Origin of the sequence: Streptomyces sp. NPDC090741, assembly GCF_044769045.1 — a bacterium.
Taxonomy (GTDB): domain Bacteria; phylum Actinomycetota; class Actinomycetes; order Streptomycetales; family Streptomycetaceae; genus Streptomyces.
The window spans coordinates 51,554-69,762 of the sequence record NZ_JBIVXF010000014.1; the positions used below are offsets into that span (position 1 = coordinate 51,554).

At 74.7% G+C, this 18,209-nt stretch carries 8 protein-coding genes; 5 read left to right on the top strand and 3 right to left on the bottom strand.

Annotated features, from left to right (window positions below; translation table 11 throughout):
- Positions 1-6: 6 nt before the first annotated feature.
- Genes ACIQU4_RS31245 through ACIQU4_RS31255 form a run of 3 tightly spaced genes read left to right on the top strand, consistent with a single transcriptional unit; the run spans position 7 to position 10,032 of the window.
- Positions 7-7,332 (top strand): amino acid adenylation domain-containing protein, encoded by a 7,326-nt coding sequence (locus ACIQU4_RS31245; RefSeq protein ID WP_403737773.1) that lies wholly within the window; start codon positions 7-9, stop codon positions 7,330-7,332.
- Positions 7,329-8,720 carry a cytochrome P450 gene (locus tag ACIQU4_RS31250; RefSeq protein ID WP_403737776.1) on the top strand — a complete coding sequence of 464 codons (1,392 nt, stop codon included), beginning with the start codon at positions 7,329-7,331 and terminating at the stop codon, positions 8,718-8,720. Before ACIQU4_RS31245 ends, ACIQU4_RS31250 begins: the two co-directional genes overlap by 4 nt.
- 31 nt (positions 8,721-8,751) lie before the next feature.
- Positions 8,752-10,032: an MFS transporter gene (locus ACIQU4_RS31255; RefSeq protein WP_403737779.1), complete on the top strand. Its 1,281-nt coding sequence runs from the start codon at positions 8,752-8,754 to the stop codon at positions 10,030-10,032.
- Between the two features lie 11 nt (positions 10,033-10,043).
- Here ACIQU4_RS31255 and ACIQU4_RS31260 read toward each other — a convergent pair whose 3' ends face one another.
- The 3 genes from ACIQU4_RS31260 to ACIQU4_RS31270 form a co-directional block, all read right to left on the bottom strand.
- Complete coding sequence (locus ACIQU4_RS31260) at positions 10,044-12,962, bottom strand: helix-turn-helix transcriptional regulator (protein WP_403737782.1); 2,919 nt, start codon at positions 12,960-12,962, stop codon at positions 10,044-10,046.
- Between the two features lie 109 nt (positions 12,963-13,071).
- Positions 13,072-13,299 (bottom strand): hypothetical protein, encoded by a 228-nt coding sequence (locus ACIQU4_RS31265; protein ID WP_030154593.1) that lies wholly within the window; start codon positions 13,297-13,299, stop codon positions 13,072-13,074.
- A gap of 88 nt (positions 13,300-13,387) precedes the next feature.
- Positions 13,388-16,666: a type 2 lanthipeptide synthetase LanM family protein gene (locus ACIQU4_RS31270; protein ID WP_403737786.1), complete on the bottom strand. Its 3,279-nt coding sequence runs from the start codon at positions 16,664-16,666 to the stop codon at positions 13,388-13,390.
- Between the two features lie 320 nt (positions 16,667-16,986).
- Here ACIQU4_RS31270 and ACIQU4_RS31275 point away from each other — a divergent pair, with 320 nt between their 5' ends.
- Positions 16,987-17,622: a LuxR C-terminal-related transcriptional regulator gene (locus tag ACIQU4_RS31275; protein ID WP_403737789.1), complete on the top strand. Its 636-nt coding sequence runs from the start codon at positions 16,987-16,989 to the stop codon at positions 17,620-17,622.
- Positions 17,619-18,083, top strand: coding sequence for a response regulator transcription factor (locus ACIQU4_RS31280; RefSeq protein WP_403737792.1), 465 nt, complete (start codon positions 17,619-17,621; stop codon positions 18,081-18,083). Before ACIQU4_RS31275 ends, ACIQU4_RS31280 begins: the two co-directional genes overlap by 4 nt.
- Positions 18,084-18,209: the final 126 nt, after the last annotated feature.

Here is an 18,209-nt window from a genome sequence, read left to right on the forward strand (position 1 = left end):
CTTGCGATGACCACTGCACAGGTCGAACCCTCCACCACCGCTTCCACGACGCCCGGCGGTCTCTCCCCGGCGGCCCGCCGCCTCCTCGAAATGCGCCTGCGCGGCAAGGCCGCCGCCGCGCCCGCGGGGATCCCCCGCCTCGACCCGCGCCCCGCGCAGTCCCCCCTGTCCGCCGCCCAGCAGCGCCTGTACTTCCTCGACCAGCTCGACCCCGGCGGCGTCGAGTACCTGATGCCCGCCGCCTGGCGGTTCACCGGCCCCCTGGAGGTGGCCGCGCTGAGCGCCGCGATCGAGGACCTCGTCGCCCGCCACGAGCAGCTGCGGGTGGTGTTCTCCCACGAGGACGGCGTGCCCGCCCAGCGCGTGCTCCCCGCCGACGCCGCGGCCGGCCTCGACGTGGTCGACCTGCCCGCGGCGGTCCGCGAAGGCGGCCCCGGGGCGATCGCCGAGGCCGTACGGGAGGTGGCGCTGCGCCCCTTCGACCTGGCCGCCGCGCCCCCGTTCCGGGCCACCCTGCTGCGGGTCGCCGCCGAGGACCACGTACTCGTCCTGGCCATGCACCACATCGTCTCGGACGGCTGGTCGCTGGACATCCTGACCGGCGACCTGAGCGCCTGCTACCGCGCCAGAACCCAGGGCCGGGCCCCGCAACCCGCCCGGCCGCCGGTCGAGTACACCGACTACGCGCACTGGCAGCGCGGCGCCGACGAGAGCGCGGACCTGGACCACTGGCGTACGGCGCTGGCCGGCCTGACCCCGCTCGAACTGCCCACCGACCACCCGCGTCCCGCCGTGCGCACCTGCGCCGGCGCCGTGCACGCGGTCGAGCTCCCCGAGGCGCTGACGGCGGCCCTGGCCGAGCTCGGCCGCCGGGCCGACACCACCTCGTACATGACCCTGATGGCGGCCTTCCAGGCGGCGCTCGCCTTCCACAGCGGCCAGGACGACATCGCGATCGGAACCGTCGTCGCCAACCGGGAGCGCCCGGAGATCGAGCAGCTGGCCGGGTTCTTCGTGAATACCCTGGTGATCCGCACCGACCTGTCGGGCGACCCGACCTCGGCGCAGCTCCTCGCCCGGACCCGGGAGAGCGTCCTGGGCGCGCTGTCCCACCAGAGCCTGCCGTTCGAGCGGGTCGTCGACGAGCTGAGCCCCGAGCGGGACCTGTCGCGCAACCCCCTGTTCCAGGTGCTGTTCTCGCACTCCGCCGCCGCGCGGCAGGGTGCGTACGCCCTCGGCGGGGCGCGGGGCACGGCCTTCCCCATCGACCTCACCACCGCGAAGTTCGACCTGACGCTGGACGTCAGCGAGGACGCGGACCGCATCCGCCTCCAGTTCGTCTACCGCCCCGACCTGTTCGACGCGGCGTCGGTGGCCCGGCTGGCCGAGCACACCGTCGCGGTGCTGCGGGCCTTCGCCGAGGCTCCGGACGTGCCGCTCGCCATGGCCGACCTGCTCGGCGCGGACGAGCGGGCCGCGCTGCTCGGCCCCGACGGCCCGGCGAACCGCCCGCCGGCGGGCGCCGCACCCGAGCCGGCCCCCCGGCTCGCGATGGAGCGCCTGGCCGAGCGGATCCGGCTGGCCCCCACCGCCGTGGCCGTCTCCGGCGGCGGCCGCAGTCTGACGTACGCCGAACTCGACGCGGCCTCCCTGGCCCTGGCCCGGCGGCTGCGGGCCGCGGGCATCGGCCCGGAGTCCCTGGTCGGCGTCTGCCTGGGCCGCTCGGTCGACCTGGCCGTCGCACTGCTCGGCGTCTGGCGGGCGGGCGCGGCGTACCTGCCGCTGGACCCGGCCCACCCGCGGGCCCGGCGGGAGTTCACGGTCGGCGACGCCGGGGTGGAGTGGGTGGTCGCCGACGCCGTCGGCCGCGCCGCGGTGGAGGGGCTGCCGGTGGGCCTGATCCCGCTGGACGAAGCCACCGAAGGCCCCGCCGACGACACCTCGGACGAGACCGAGGAGCTGCACTGCGCCGTCCCCGGGCCGCAGACCCTCGCGTACGTCATCTACACGTCCGGATCGACCGGGCAGCCCAAGGGCGTCGAGATCACCCACTCCAACCTGGCCTGGCTGCTCGGCGCCGCCGACCGCCACTTCGACTTCGGCGCCGACGACGTGTGGACGCTCCTGCACTCCCCCGCGTTCGACTTCTCCGTCTGGGAGCTGTGGGCCCCGCTGACCTCCGGCGGCCGGGTGGTGGTGCTGACCGAGGACGAGGTCCGCGACCCCGCCGCCGTCCACGCCGTCCTGCGCGACGAGCGCGTGACCGTGCTCAACCAGACCCCGGCCGCATTCAAGGGGCTGCGGGCCCATCTGACCCAGCAGGGCGAGGAGTTCGGCTCTCTCGCGCTGCGTACGGTGGTCTTCGGCGGTGACGCCTTCGACGCCCGCGACTACCGCGACTGGTTCGCCGTGCCCGAGGGCGAGCGGCCCGCGCTGGTGAACATGTACGGGATCACCGAGACGACCGTGCACGTCACGTACCGGCTGATCACCGAGGAGGACACGGTCTCCCCCGTGTACTCGCCGATCGGCCGCCCCCTGGCCGGCCAGCACGGCTACGTCCTGGACCGGGCGGGCCGCCTGGTGCCGCACGGCACGGTGGGAGAGCTGTACGTGGCCGGCGGCGGCGTCGCCCGCGGCTACCGCAACCGGCCGGAGCTGTCCGCCGAGCGCTTCCCCCTCGACCCGTTCGGTCCGGCCGGGACCCGTATGTACCGCACCGGTGACCTGGTACGGGTGCTGCCCGACGGGCAGTTGGCGTACGCCGGCCGGGCCGACCACCAGGTGAAGATCCGCGGCTTCCGCATCGAGCCCGGCGAGATCGAGACCTCGCTGCGCGCCCTGCCCGGCGTACGGGACGCCGCGGTGGTGGCCCGGCCCGACGCGCACGGCGGCGCCCGCCTGGTCGCCCACGTGGTGCTGACCGAGGGCCGGCCGCTGGACGCGCCGGACCTGCGCGACCGGCTGCGCCTGACGCTGCCCGGGTACATGGTGCCCGCGCTGTTCGTCCGGCACCCGAAGCTGCCGATCACCGCCAACGGCAAGGTGGACCGCAAGTCCCTGGTGGCGGTGGCCGTCGAGGGGGCCGGCGCGCCCGCCGGACACGTCCCGCCGGCCGGTCCGGCCGAGGAGGCGCTGGCCCGCATCTGGTCGGACGTGCTGGGCGCCGAGCGGATCAGCCGTACGGCGAACTTCTTCGACCTGGGCGGCGACTCGATGCTGGCCCTGCGCGTGATCGGGCAGGCCCGCACCGCGGGACTCGGCCTCAGCGTCCCGGACCTCTTCCGGGCCCGCACCCTGGGCGACCTCGCCGCGCTGGCGACGCAGGCCGCCGAGGACACCGGCCCCGCGCCCGTGGAGCCCTTCTCCCAGCTCGACCCGGCCGACGCGGCCCGGCTCCCGCAGGGCCTCGACGACGCGTACCCGCTGACGATGCTCCAGGCCGGCATGCTGCACGAGATGCTCGCCGACCCGAGCCGCGGCGCCTACCACAACGTCACCGACCTCAAGATCACCGTGCCGGAGGGCTTCGACCTCACCGCCTTCCAGACGGCGGTGGACACCGTCGTACGGGGCCACAGCATCCTGCGGTCCTCCATCGACCTGGTCTCCTTCTCCGAGCCGCTCCAGCTGGTGCACGCCGCCGCCGAACTCCCGGTCGGCTACAGCGATCTGCGCGCTCTGCCCCACGAGGAGCAGTGGGCGTCCGTACGGGGCTACGTCGACGCGGAGTTCGCCCGGCGCTTCGACCTGGCGGCCCCGCCGCTGGTCCGCATCCACCTGCACCGGCTCACCGACCGGGAGCTGCGGCTCACGCTCACCGACTGCCACGTGGTGCTCGACGGCTGGAGCCTGACCTCGCTGATCGCGGACCTGCTCGACCTGCACCGGCAGGCCGTGGCGCAGGGCCTGACCCCGCAGCTGCCGGCGGCGCCCCCGTACGCCGAGTACGTCGCGCTGGAGCGGGCCGCGCTCGTCGACGAGGAGGGCCTGGAGTACTGGCGCTCGGCGCTGGGCGACCTGAGCCCGATCCGGTTCACCCGGCGCGGTACGGAGGCCGCCGACGGCGGGCAGTTCGTGCACGAGGTGCGCCGTTCGTACGCGGCCCTCGCCGAGCCCATCGGCCGGCTGGCCCGGCTGGCCGGAGTGCCCCGCCGTACCGTCCTGCTCTCCGCGTTCCACCACACCATGAGCCTGTTCGCCGAGCGCGACGGCTCCGCCGAGGGGCACTCGGTCGGCCTGGTCACCAACGGCCGGCCCGAGGTGCCCGGCGCCGACCGGATGCGCGGGCTGTTCCTCAACACCGTGCCGTTCGGCGTCCGGCGTCCCCGGGGCAGCTGGCTGGAGTACCTGAAGGCGGCGTTCGCCGCCGAGCAGGAGATGCTCCCGTACCGCAGGGTGCCGCTGGCCCGCCTCGCGCAGCTGCGGCCGGGTGAGCCGAGCCTGGCGGACACCCTCTTCAACTACGTCAACTTCCACCGGCTGTCCGGGGACAGCTGGGACGACTCGCTGGAGATCGCCCGCACGGCGTTCCCGCTGATGCTCAACGCGAGCGTGGAGTCCTTCACCCTCGATGTCGACCCGGACCACCTGGCCCCGGCCACCGCCGAGCAGCTCGCCGACCTGATGTGCGGGGTGCTGAAGTCGATGACCGCGCGGCCCGAGGCCGCGGTCACGGCGCCGACGCTGGCCGGCGAGGCGCGGATGCGGGCGCTGGAGGAGTGGGGCCGCGGCCCCGAACTGCCGAACACTTCGCTCATGTTCCACGAGTGCGTGGCCGAGCACGCCGTGCTCACGCCCGGCGCGGTGGCGGTCCGGCAAGGCGAGCAGGAGGTCACGTACGCCGAACTGGACGTCTCCGTAAGTGAGTTGGCGGACAGGCTGCGTGCGCTCGGGGTCGGTCCGGAGGTGCCGGTCGGGATCTGCCTCGACCGGGGTCCGGAGATGGTCCGGGCCGTGCTCGGTGTGCTCCGCGCGGGCGGGGCGTTCCTGCCGCTGGAATCGCAGCACCCGGCCGACCGGCTGGAGTTCATCGCCCGGGACAGCGGGATGCCGGTGCTGATCACCCAGTCCTCGCTGCTGGGTACGGTGCCGTTCGACGGCCCGACCCTGGTCGTGGACGATCCGGCGACCTGGGCGGCGCCCGTCGAGGTCCCGGCTGCGGCGCTCGCCGTCACCGCGGACAACGCGGCCTACATCCTCTACACCTCGGGCTCCACGGGCACGCCCAAGGGCGTCACCATCCAGCACCGCAGCCTGACCAACATGCTGGAGGGACAGCGCGACCTGTTCCCCGTGACCCCCGCCGACCGGGTGCTCCAGTTCGCCTCCCTCAGCTTCGACGTCTCCATCATGGATCTGACCTGGGCCCTGGCGAACGGCGCCCAGCTGTGCACCCCGCCCCGGGAGGCGCTGCGCGCGGGCGCCGACCTCGCAGGCACCCTGCTCGACTACGGGATCACCGTCGCCATGCTGGCCCCGAGCGCCCTGGCGGCCCTCGGCGAGGACCGCTTCCCCGCGATCCGGATCCTCCAGGTGGCCGGTGAGGCCTGCCCGGCCGAACTGGCCCAGAAGTGGGCGCGCGGACGGCGGTTCTACAACGTCTACGGGCTCACCGAGACGGCCGTGTGGTCCGTCTCCACCCTCCTCAGGCCCGACTGCAAGCGCCCGCCGATCGGCTGGCCGATGCGCAACACCCAGGTCTACGTGCTCGACGAGGACCTCCAGCCGGTTCCCGTCGGGGTGCAGGGCGAGGTCTACCTCGGCGGGCGGGCCATCGGCCGGGGCTATGTGAACCGCCCCGACCTGACCGCCGCCGCGTTCGTCCCCGACCCGTACGGCGCCCCCGGCGGCCGGCTGTGCCGCACCGGGGACATCGGCGTCCAGCTGCCCGACGGCGCCGTGGAGGTCCTCGGCCGCCGCGACAGCCAGGTGAAACTGCGCGGATTCCGCATCGAGCTCGGCGAGATCGAGCACGGGCTGCGGGAACTGCCCGAGGTGCAGCAGGCGGTGGTCCTGCTGCGGAGGGACCTGCCGGAGCCCGCGCTGGTGGCGTACGTGGTACCCGAGGAGGGCGCAGCACCCGTCGTCGAGCCCTTCCGCCGGGCGCTGCGGGCCAAGGTGCCCGCGTACATGGTCCCCGCGCGGTTCGTCTTCCTCGACGCGATGCCGGTCAACAGCAGCGGCAAGGTCGACAAGAAGGCCCTGCCGCTGCCCTCGGCCGACCGGCCGGGCAGCGCCACCGACTACGCCGCCCCGGGCACGCCGGCCGAGGTGGTGCTCGCCGAGGTGTGGCGCACGGTCCTCGGCATCGAGCAGGTCGGTGTCCACGACGACTTCTTCGCCCTCGGGGGCAGTTCGCTCTCCACCGTCCGGGTCGCCGCGCAGGCCGCCGCCCGCGGGCTGAGCGTCTCCGTACGGGACCTGCTCGAACTGCCCACGATCGCCCGGCTCGCCGCCCGCGCCACGCAGGCGGCGGGGGCCGCGGAGACTTCTCCCGGCGCCCGGGCCGTCACCTCGGAGGTCCGCCTGCGCGAGGGCGACGGCACCCCGCTGTGGTGCGTACACCCCAGCGGCGGCAGCGGCGCCTGGTACGTGCCGCTCGCCCGGGCCCTCCCGCCCGGTCAGCCGGTCCGGGCCTTCCAGGCCCGCGGCCTGCTCGGCGGGGTGGACCCGACCACGATCGCCGGGATCGCGGCCAACTACGCCGCCGAGATCGCGGCCCACGGCGGGCACGGCCCGCACGACCTGCTGGGCTGGTCCATGGGCGCCAACATCGCCCTGGAGATGGCCACCCAGCTGCACGAGGCCGGTCACACCGTCGCACCGCTGACGCTGATCGAGCCGCACCTGCCCCACCCGGCGGCCGGCGAACGCCTCGCCGCGGTCGGCCGGGACATGGAGCGGGGGCTCCGGATGCGCGACCGCGTCCGTACGCTGCCGCCGTCCCCGGAGCGGGACGCGGCCGTGGCCGAGCTCACCGACCTGCTGCTGGGGGCCGGTATGAGCCCCGGCGAGGCGGCCCTGGTGGAGCAGGCCCCCATCGAGGTCTGGCATTCGCTGCTGACCGCCCTGTCCGACTACGTACTGCGCCCCTACCCCGGCCACGTCCACCTCCTGGTGGGCAGCGCGGCCGCGGAACTGCCCGACGGCGAACCGATGCCCGGGCTGGACGTGGACTTCCGCACCTACGTCGAGCGCTGGCGCGGGATCGCGCTCGGCGGGCTGACCGTCCACGTCACCGAAGGCGACCACATGTCCATGATGTCCGAACGGCTGATGCACAAGACCGCTGCCGTGCTCGGCCGGATCCAGTCGGAGGCACGCCGATGACCGTCCTGACCACGAACACGAACACGAACACCAACACGAACGCGAGCACGACCGCGACCGCGACCGCGGACATGTCCCCGCTGGTGTGCCCGATCACCGGGCGGACCACGCCGCAGACCGCCCCGCAGTCCACCCCGCCGGCCGCGGTGACCCGTACGGGCCCGCCGGCCCCGGCGGCCGCCTTCACCGAGCGGTACCTCCTCGACCCCGCCGTCAACGCGGACCCGTACGGGTACCTCAACTCCCTGCGCGACCACGACCCCGTGTACTGGTCCGCCATGCACCGGGCCTGGCTCGTCACCGGGCACGCCCAGCTGATGCACTGCCTGCGCGCCCCCGCCGTCTCCGCCGAACGGGTGCGCCCGCTGATGGACGCCGTGCCGGAGGGCGCCCGCGAGGACGCCGAGCGCGCCTTCGGGATCCTGTCCCGCTGGATGGTGTTCAACGACGCCCCGCAGCACCGGCGGCTGCGCCAGGTGTTCCAGGAACAGTTCGCGGCCCGCTCGATCGGCCGCTACCGGGCCTTCGTCGAGCGCGCCACCCGCGCCATGCTCACCCGGCGCGCCGTCCCCGGCCGGATCGGGGACCTGGTCGCCGACATCGCCCGGCCGCTGCCCGCCCTCGTCTTCGCCCGCTGGCTGGGCGTCCCCCAGGCGCACGGCCCGTCCTTCTGGTACTGGAACGCCCGGGTGGGCGACCTCGTCCTCGGGGCCGCCCAGGAGGAGCGCGAGTACCGCACCTCGCTCCAGTCCCTGGTCAACCTGGACGACTACCTCGCCGACCTGGTGAAACAGCGCCGCGCCGACCCCAAGGACGACCTGATCAGCGCCGTGCTGGCGGGCGGCCAGATCGGGAAGTCGGTCAGCGAGGAGGAGTTCGTCGGGATGCTGACGCAGATGGCCTTCGCCGGCGGCGAGACCACCAGCAACCTCATCGTCAACGCCGTGCTCGCCCTGCTGGAGCACCCCGAGCAGCTGGCCGCCGTACGGGAGGACCCGGCCCTGGTGTCGATGGCGGTCGAGGAGGCCATGCGCTTCGACGGCCCCTCGAAGATGTCGGTCCGCACCGCCGCCCGGGACTTCGACCTCGACGGACGTTCCGTCCGCGCCGAGGACCGGCTGTTCCTGGTCACGGCGGCCGCCAACCGCGACCCGGCCCGCTTCCCCGACCCGGACCAGTTCAACGTCCGGCGCGGCAGCGCCTCGCACCTCGGGTTCGGCTTCGGCGCGCACTTCTGCATCGGGGCGGCCTTCGCCCGGCTGGTGGCGGGCGCGGTGGTCGACGTACTCGTCCGCGAGTACCCGGGGCTGGAACTGCTCGACCAGCAGCACACCTGGCAGCCCTCCCTCCTCAACCGCGCGCTGACGGCCCTGCCCGTCCGCTACTGACCACGGCCGGCCCTACGAAGGGGATTTGTTCATGGCTTCCACCCTGGTGGGCGCGCGGGAGCGGCTGAGCGCCCCCGCCCGGCTGCCGTCGTTCCGGCTGCTCTGGCTCGGGCAGTCCCTGTCCCTGCTCGGCGACGGGTTCAGCTACATCGCCTTCTCCTGGATCACCCTCGGTCTCACGCAGTCCACGCTGGCCCTCGGCTACGTCCTCGCCCTCCAGGCGGTGCCGCGGGCCCTGCTGACCCTGGTCGGCGGCTCCCTCAGCGACAAGTGGTCCTCGCGGACCCTGATGAAGCTCTCCAGCTGGGCCCGGGCCGCCCTGATGGCGGCCGTGGGCCTGGCCGGCCTGGCCGGATCCCTGACGCTGTGGATGCTGTGCTGCGCCGCCGCGGCCTTCGGCGCGGTCGACGCGTTCTTCCAGCCGGCCCGGGCGTCGATCCTGCCTTCGGTGGTGGACAAGGAGCAGCTCGCCCCGGCCAACGCCCTGCTCGCCGTCGGCACCAAGGTGGCGGCCGTGCTCGGGCCGGCCGTCGGCGGCATGGTGGTGGCCTTCTCCAACGCCCCCATCGCCTTCCTCGTCGACGGGGTGTGCTTCGCGCTCTGCGGCCTGTGCGTCGCGGGGATCCGCCCACTGCCCCGCCCCGTCGCCGAGGGGGAGGGCCCGGCGGCGGACGGACCGGCCGGGAGTGCGGGTCCGCCGAAGGCCGAGGTCTCGCTGGGCGCCCGGATCCGCGCCGGGCTGCGGTACGCCTTCGAGGACCCGCGGATCCGTACCATCCTGGCCGTCGACGCGGCGGTGACCTTCTGCCAGGCGGGACCGTTCACCGTCGGCTTCGCCACCCTGGCCAAGGTCGACCTGCACGGCGGCTCGGCCACCCTGGGCCTGCTCAACGGCGCGCTGGCCGGCGGGGCGATGCTGGGCACCCTGGCCGGCGGGGCCGTGAGCAGCCGTCCCCGGATCGGCCTGCTGATCGCCGCGCTGGCGGGCTGGCTCGCGATCGGCACGGGCCTGCTCGGCCTCGTCGGCAACACCGCGGGGGCTCTCGCGACGGTCCTGGCGATGGGCTTCGGGATGGGCTTCCAGGGGGTCTTCGGCCTCAGCTGGATCCAGCGCACGATCGACGGCTCGGTGCTGAGCCGGGTGATCTCGGTGGACATGGTGATCGGCTACGCGGTCGCCCCGCTCTCCCTGATCGTCTGCGGAGCCCTGGCGCAGTCGGGCACCGCCCCGATGTTCGCCGTCTCGGCTGCGGTCCTGGCGGTGACGGCGATCGGCATCCTCAGCTCGCGCACGGTCCGCGAGATGCGGTGACCGGACACTCCCTACGGCGCCGATGCCTCCAGGGACACCGAGAGTTCGCAGAGCGCGGCCCGGTTGGTGCGGCCCGTCTTGGTGCCGAGGGCCGCGATGTGCTTCTCGACCGTACGCGGCGAGATGTAGAGGCGGTCGGCGATGTCCTTGTTGCCCAGCCGTTCCGCGAGGAGCCGGAAGACCTCGTACTCGCGGACCGTGACGCCCTGCGTGCGCAGGACGTCCGGGATCGTGCTCGACCCCGTACGGCGCTGCCGGCCCGGGGCGCCCATCCGGCGCAGGGCCGCGCGGCAGGCATTGGCGACCGTGGCCACGCCGCCCTGGTGGAAGTGCTCCTCGGCCTGGCGCAGCCAGGCCACCGGCTCGCCCCAGCCGTCCTCGTACGCCGCGTCGGCGATCAGCCGCAGGCCCAGGTGGAGGGCGGTGGCGTACGGGGCGGCGACGCGCAGGGCCTCGGCCACGGCGGCAGCGGCCTCCTCGGGACGGCGTTCGCGGCCCAGCAGGACGGCGCCGGCGAACAGGACGAACTGCCGGTTCCAGCGCATCCGGCCGGGTGCGGTGGCGGCGATCTCCTCGTACGCGGTGCGGTCGGCCTCCCCCGTCAGCACGTCCAGGAGCAGCCCGATGCCGTACCGCCCGCTGAGGTAGTACGTACTGGGGTTGGCGTCCTCCAGATCGGCGACGGCCCGCAGTTCGGCGACGGCGCCGGGCCGGTCCTCCTCCATCAGCGCGCAGAAGGCCCGGGCGAGGCCGAGGGTCAGCGGTTCCTCCTGGGAGCCGGCCCCGTCCCACTCCGCGAAGGTCGCGAGGGCGCCCTCCATCGCGGGCCGGTCACCCCGGTGGGCGGCCAGCGCGGCCCGCGCCATCAGGACGTACCGGGTGGCCGGGGCCAGGCGCAGCCGCTGTACGACGGCCAGGCACTCCTCGGCGGACTGCTGCGCGGCGGTGAACTCGGCCCGCAGGACGGCGTCCAGGATCATGATGCCGTCGATGGTGTAGACGATGTTGGCCGAGCCGAGCCGCTGGGCCTCGCTCCGGGCGGCCATGAGCGGGGCGGTGGCGCCCTCGGTGAGCCAGTAGTTGCCGCCGATCCGGGTCAGCGCGTACATGCGCTGGAGCGGGAGCTGGTGCTGTTCGGCGGTCTGCAGGGCCGATTCCAGCAGGGCGGTGGCCTCGTCGAAGTCCCGTTCGCGGGCGAGGGTGGCGAGGAGTTCCAGGGCCTGGCAGGCGACGGTGGCCAGGCCGTGGCGCTGGGCCGCCTGGAGGGCCGAGTTGCCGAGCTTCTCGGCCAGTTGGGTGCGGTCCTGGCCGGGTGTGTCGAGCGCGAGGTAGGCGGCGGTCACGTCGATCGAGGCGGTGGTGCGCTCGTCGGGATGGGCGCCCAGGAGGGATCTGGCCTGGGCTATCTGTCTGTTGCCGTCCTCCCAGCGGCCCGCGGTGTGCGCCACCTTGGCGAGGCGGGTGTGCAGCGCGGCGAGCCGGGTGGCGCTGAGGCCGCTGCCGCCGAGGGTGTGCAGGTTCTCCGCGAAGCCGAAGGCGCGGGCGAAGTCCCCGGCTTCGGCGAGCGCGGGGAGCAGGGCCTCCAGGGCGTCGGTGCGCCCGGCCGGGTCCTGGCTGGCGGCGAGCAGCCGTTCGGCGCGGCTGAGCAGGGTGATCGCGGAGCCGATCGCCCCGGCCGCCAGCGCCCGCAGCCCGGCGTCGGTGAACAGGCGCCCGGCCTCGGCGTCGTCGCCCGCCTGGGAGCGCAGCTCCGCGACCAGGGGGCACCAGTCGCCTTCGAGGTCGGGGTAGAGCGCCTGCACCGCGTCGGCGGCGCGGCCCGACATCTGCGCCCGGTTGCCCGGGGTGAGCTGGGTGTGCAGGGCCTCGGCGGTGAGCGAGTGGCGGAACGCGTACCAGTCGGGGGCGGGTTCGTCGGGGACGACGAGCTGGGCCGCGACGCCGGCGTGCAGGTGGCTGAGCAGCCCGCGGTCGTCGATGCCCGTCATCCGCTGGAGCACCGTCAGCGGGAAGCGGCGGCCGATCACGGCGGCCGCGGAGAGCAGGGTCAGCCCCTGCGGGCCGAGCCGGTCGATGCGGCGCAGGATGCCCCGGGCGAGGGCGGTGGACACGTCGCTGCGCAGGTCGCCGACGACCCGCCAGCCGTCCTCGAAGCGGACGAGGGCGCCGCTGCCGATCATGCCCTGGAGCAGTTCCTCGACGAGGAAGGGGCTGCCGGCGCTGTCGTCCCAGAGCCGGTCCAGGGCCGCCTGCGGGACGAGTTCGGGTTCGGTGTCCAGCTGGGCGGCGATGACCGCGCCGACCTCGGGGCGGGTGAGCGGGGCGAGTTCCAGTACGGTCCCCACGCCGCGCCGGCGGGCCGAGTCGGCCATGTCGAGCGCGTCGCAGGGCTCCGTACGGATGGTGGCCAGGAGCACCACGTTGGTGTACTCCAGGTTGTCCACGAGGTATTCGACGACCGCGAGCGTCTCGGGGTCGGCGTCGTGCAGGTCCTCCAGGAGCAGGAGCTGGCCGTGCTCCTTGCCGGTGGCGATGAGCAGCCGCAGGACGGCCTCGCCGAGGATGACCATGGAGCTGTTGTTCTGGGCGTCGCTGCTCCAGTCCGGGATGATCCTGCCGAGCGCGGGCCGGTAGGGGCCCAGCGGCAGGTCGTCCAGGGGTTCGCCGCTGCGGAAGAGCGACATCAGCGCTTCGGTGAGTGGCCGGAAAGGGACGGTGGGGCCGGTGGTGCTGCTCCGGCCGCGCAGGGCCCGCATGCCCATGCCGAAGGCCATGCCCACGGCTTCGGCGGCGAGCCTGGATTTCCCGATCCCGGCCTCGCCCACCAGGAAGACGACCCCGCCGCGGCCTTCGCCCGCGTCGGTCAGTGCCTGCTTGATCTCTCGCAGTTGCGGGTCACGACCGACGATGTACCGCGAACGGGAACGCATGTCCGCAATCTAGTTCATGGGATCGGCCGATTGTGCGACGAAAGTTGGCCGTTTCGCACAGGGGCGGAGTGAAGATCCGGGAGAGATCCGGAGAAGATCGGACACGCGACTACCAGGTGACGTTCGGGGCCGAGACGCTGGTGTCGATCGAGCTCAGGGTGATGACGATGCCGCTGGTGAGCACCACACCGGCCAGAGCACGGGCCCGGGCGCACGCCTTGTTCCGTCCCGACAGGGTGATCCCGCCGGCCGGGTCCTCGGTGCGCGCCTCGGCGGCGGCCGTGGCGGCGGCCTCGTCGGCGGCGATGGACTGGGCGTTGACCTGGGTCTTCTGCATGGTCGTGAGTACCTTTCTCGATGCCTGATGGGGAGTGGTGCTCAGTGCTGAAGTGCTGCCGTGCCGAAGTGCCGAAGTACGGGGTGCGCTACGCGGGTTCGAGGAGCAGGACGGACGGGACGCGCTCCGGGAAGCCCAGCCTGAGCAGGGCGTACCCGATGCCGGAGAGCCCCGTGAGGAAACCCGGGGACGGAACGTGGTCGGGGGTGCCGCAGCGCTCGCCGTGATCCTCCAGTCGGCCGAGAACCTCCCCGGTACGGTGGCCGAGGGCGGCCCGGGCCCCGTCGTGGCCCTGCCCGGCGAGCACGCCCAGCAGTTCCAGGGATCCGAGGGCGCCGCGGTGCAGGCTGAGGTCGGATGATGCGCTGGGCGCGCCCAACAGGGCGGCGCACCGGTCGAGTTCCCCCGCGGGGATCGGCTGCCCGGCGGCCCCGAGCGCGTCGGAGCCGAGTACGTCTGCGGCAGCCAGCGCGGTGCCCGCGAGGCCCGTGTGCCAGCCGAGGTCCGCGGGGCGGAGCAGGGCTTCGTCCAGCGCCGGGCGCAGCAGGGCGGCGCCGGTCCGGGCGTACGCGGCCCCCGACTCCACCGACTCCCCCGCCTCCTCCAGGGCGGCGGCGTAGCGCAGCAGGGCCCAGCCGATGCCGGCGTCGCCGTGGGCGAAGCCGGGGGCCGCGGGGCGCTGTCCGGCGAGGCTCTTCTCGGCCCGGACCAGCAGCCGGTCGGCCAGCCGCCGGGCCACGCCCTGCGCCACCGACCCGTACGTGCGCTGCGCGGCGACCGCGGCGGCCAGGGCTCCGGCGAGGCCGTCGGCCAGATCGGCCGGCCCTTCGGCACCTTCCCCGGCGCCGTCCCCGGTGTCGGCCAGGGCCGCGCGTTCCAGGGCGGCGAGCGCTTCGGGCAGACAGTCGCCCAAGCCCTCGCCCTCGCCCTCGCCGAGCAGCGGGGCCAGCCGGGCCGCCGTGTAGACGATGCCGCCGATCCCGTGCAGGGCGCCGGGCCCCACCGCGGCCCCCAGCCCGGGATCGGCGGCGAGCGTGGCGAGCAGCGCGGGCAGCGGCCGTACGGCCTGCCGGGCCAGCGCGGTGTACCGCTCGGCCCCGGTCAGGGCGCCGAGCTGGGCCAGGAAGAGCGCCACTCCGCAGTAGCCCTGGGCGAGGCCGCCGCCCATCGGCAGGACGGCCCAGTGCTCGCCGGACACCTGCTCCAGGCCGAGCCAGTTGACGCGGTCGCCGCCGTGCACCGCCCGGGCCGCGATCTCGTCGGCGATCCCGCAGGCCGCGGCCAGCAGCCGGGAGGGCTCCGGTACGACGACCGGCGCGGCGGGGCCGGCCAGGGTCGAACGGGGGCCGCCGACGCTGAGGTTGGCCCCGGTGACGGCGAGCGTCGCGGAGATGATCCACTCCTGGTCGTGGCGGTCCACCTCCCCCATGGCCGCGATCTTGGCGCGGGCGGCGCCCAGGCTCGGGGCCGGCAGCACCCCGTCGAGTCGGGTGCCCCGGGAGGTCCGCAGCGCGGTGTGCGAGGGGTGGTGGTAGAAGAGCGGTACGTCCCCGGACCACAGGTCGGCGATCTCGTCCTCGATCAGCCGCTGCCGTGCCGGGTCGTGCTCGGATTCCGTCCAGAGCACGGCGAGTACGGTGTCCCGGGTCAGCGCGTCGTGCAGCAGGTCGGGGTGGGTGGACTCGTCCAGCAGCGTCGTGTAGAGGCGGGTCGAGCGGGCGATCAGACGCCCCGGGCTGGTCGCCCAGCGGGCCAGCAGCCCGCCGTCACCCCCACCCTCGCGCCCGTTCCCGCCCTCCGCGTCGGCCGTTGCGGTGCCGAGCAGTTCGGCCCGGTGCTCGGTGATCGCGTCGTACCCGGCCCGGAAACCCTCCAGTAACGCCGCACGGTGGTCGGCGTGGCCGGCCGCCCTGCCCTGCGGGCCCGGCCGGTTCTGCCCGGCCTCGGTGGCCACCGGGGCGCGCAGCAGCCGCATTTCGTCCGTTCCGGCCGCCTCCCAGCGCAGTCCGTCGCTGGGGTACGAGCCGCCGTCCCCGCCGCCGAGGGCCGAGATGTCCATGGCGCCGTTCTCGCCGATCAGCAGGCTCGGCAGCAGGCAGGTGCGGTACACCGAGGCGGCCAGGGCGTCCGCCGCCGGGTCGGAGCCACAGGTCACGGCCGCCGGCAGGCCGGCGTGGAGCAGGGTCTCGGCGTCCACCAGCACCGGCTGGTCACCGCAGGCGATGACGTTCTCGTAGTGCATGTCCACGCCGTCGACCGCGTAGAGCAGGGCGAGCAGCGCGCCCTGGCGCCGGTAGAACCGGTCCAGTTCGGTGGGCGAGGCGCACCAGCCGTGCTCGATGAACTCCAGCCAGCCGTAGCCCTCGCCGCGCACCGAGCGCGGGGTCCTCAGGCCCAGGCCGGCCACCTTGGCGTTGGCCCAGCCGACCGCCTGGTCCAGCAGTACGTGCTGGTCGAGCGGCCGGGGCTTGTAGACGACGGTCGCGCCGTCGGCGAAGCGCAGCAGGGCCACGGACCGGTTGCCCTGGTGGACGTCGCCCCGGCCGAGGTCCACCCGTACGAGGGCGCCCGGGTCCCTGCCGTGCAGCAGGCCCGCGACGATCTCCGGGCGGTCGGCGGTGAAGCGCTCGAACAGCTCCGCCGTGGCCGAGGCCGCGTGGCCGCAGGCCTGGCCGAGCATCCGCGCCAGCACCGGGTAGCGGGTGAAGAGCTCCGCGAGGCCCTGCCGGGTGCCGAGCCGGGCGAGGAAGTCCGCGAACCGCTCCCGCGGGGTCTGCCCCGCCAACAGGCCCTCCGTACGGGCCCGGTGGAGCTCGCGGACCAGGGTGCGGGCGGACTGGCGGATCAGCCGGTCGCCGAGCCGCTCCTCGAAGGCGGCCCGTACGGCGGCGAGTTCACCGCCGGCGAGGTCGAGGTGGGCGGCCGCCTCGGCCCAGGCGGAGTCGATCAGGGGGCGCAGCGCGGGCAGGAACACCGCGGCGCCGTCCGCGTCCGCCGCCGCGGGGAGCCCGGCGGGGCTCTCGGCGGGGAGTTCGGCGGGGAGTTCGACCGGGGCCTCGGCCACCATCCGCTCGATGGAGCGGGCCCACTGCGGTTCGGCCGTACGGGCGGCCAGCCGGCCGGGGGCCTCCGCCGCGAGTGCGTACGCCACGCCCTCGGTGGTTCCCAGGCTCGTCAGCCGGGCCGCGAAGCCGTCCGTGTCCCCCAGGGACCAGGATGCCGGTCGGCTGTGGGGGGCTTCGGCCGGTGCGGGTACGGGGGTACCCGGGGCGGCGAGCCGCTCCCGCAGGTTCAGGGCCCGGGCCCACCAGGAGGGGGCCAGGCCGCCGACCTGGGATTCTTCGGCGGTGGTGGCGGTGTCGGTCACAGGAGAAAACTCGCAGAGTGCGGGGGCGCGCGCATGGGGGCCGATCCCCCATATTCCGTGGGACCGCCCCCATGGGGGCCGCGGGCCCGGCGTACGGGGTGGTTGGGCGGCCGGGAGGAGGGCCGCGGCGTACGGGTTCCGGCAGGCCGCGGGCGGCTCGGAGGCCTGCCCGCGCAGGATCCGGGCCTGTGCGGGCGCTCCTGCGCAAATGTGGGGGCCGGGGCCCGATGCCGCACCCGGTCCCCGACCCGCAGCCTGTGTGCAGTGCCCCTTCCGCCCTGTCCGGCACCCCGGCCGGCGGATGATCATCGGAGGACCTGGTGGGAGTACCCGTCCCTGTAGACGTCGTCGCATTCGACCCCGTACTGGAAGCCGGAACCAAGAGCACCCTGTTCGCCTGCCCCGAGGTGTCCCTGACCGCCCCGGGCGAGGCCCCGCGGGTCGTGGTCATGACCGTGGACCAGGTCGGCCGGCCCGAGCTCGACGTCCTGCGCACCGTCCGCGACACCCCGGCCCGTCCCGATGTGGTGCTGGTGGCGGGCGAGTTGGCGCCCGACGGCGCCCTGCACGCCATCGCGGCCGGCGCCCGAGGGCTGCTGCGCCGCCGCGAGGCGGACGTCACCCGCCTCGCGCGCGCCGTACTGGCCGCCTCCCGCGGCGACTGCACGCTGCCGCCGGACCTCCTGGACCGGCTGCTGGAGCGCTCCGGCGCCGGCGGCCGCACGGGCAGCGGCTCCGACGGGGGCACGGACCCGTGGGCGGCGGCGGGCCTGAGCGACCGGGAACGCAGCGTGCTGCGGCTGGTCGCCGACGGCCACGAGACGAACGAGATAGCCAAGCAGCTGTGTTACTCGCCGCGGACCGTGACGAGCGTCGTCCACGACATCACCCAGCGGTTCCGGCTGCGCAACCGCGCGCACGCGGTCGCCTACGCGATGCGGGTGGGCCTGCTGTGAGCGCCGTCGCCGAACTGACACGCGAGACGCATGAGACGTGTGAGACGCATGAGACGCATGAGATACGTGAGACGCGTGAGATCGCGCCCGTACGGATCCCCGCGGCCCCGGACCGGCTGAGCCTGCTGCGCCAGGCCGGGGACGGCCGGATGCCCTACCCGGCCCTGGTCCGCCTGCTCGGCGCGGCCACCTCGGCCGGAGCCCCCTCCTCCGGAGCCGCCTGCGCGAGCACCCCGGCCGGCCGGCCCGCGGCGGCCCCGCCGGACGCCCCCCGGCTCACGGCCCGCCAGACCGCGGTGCTCACGCTCATGGCGGAGGGCCACGGAAACGCGGTGATCGCCCGCACCCTGTCCTGCTCGGAGCACACGATCAAGAACGTGATCTACGAGCTCATGTCCCGCCTCCAGGCCCGCAACCGGGCCCACGCCGTCGCCTGTGCCGTCCGCCACAGCCTCATCTAGCGGCATCCCGCACGGAACCGCGACCGGACTGCCGCGCGTCCCCCCGGGCGGCTCCTCCCGGAGCCTGCGGCACGGCCCCGCGGGGCCACGCGTGCCGCACGTCGCCGCGGTCGTGGAGGAGACAGG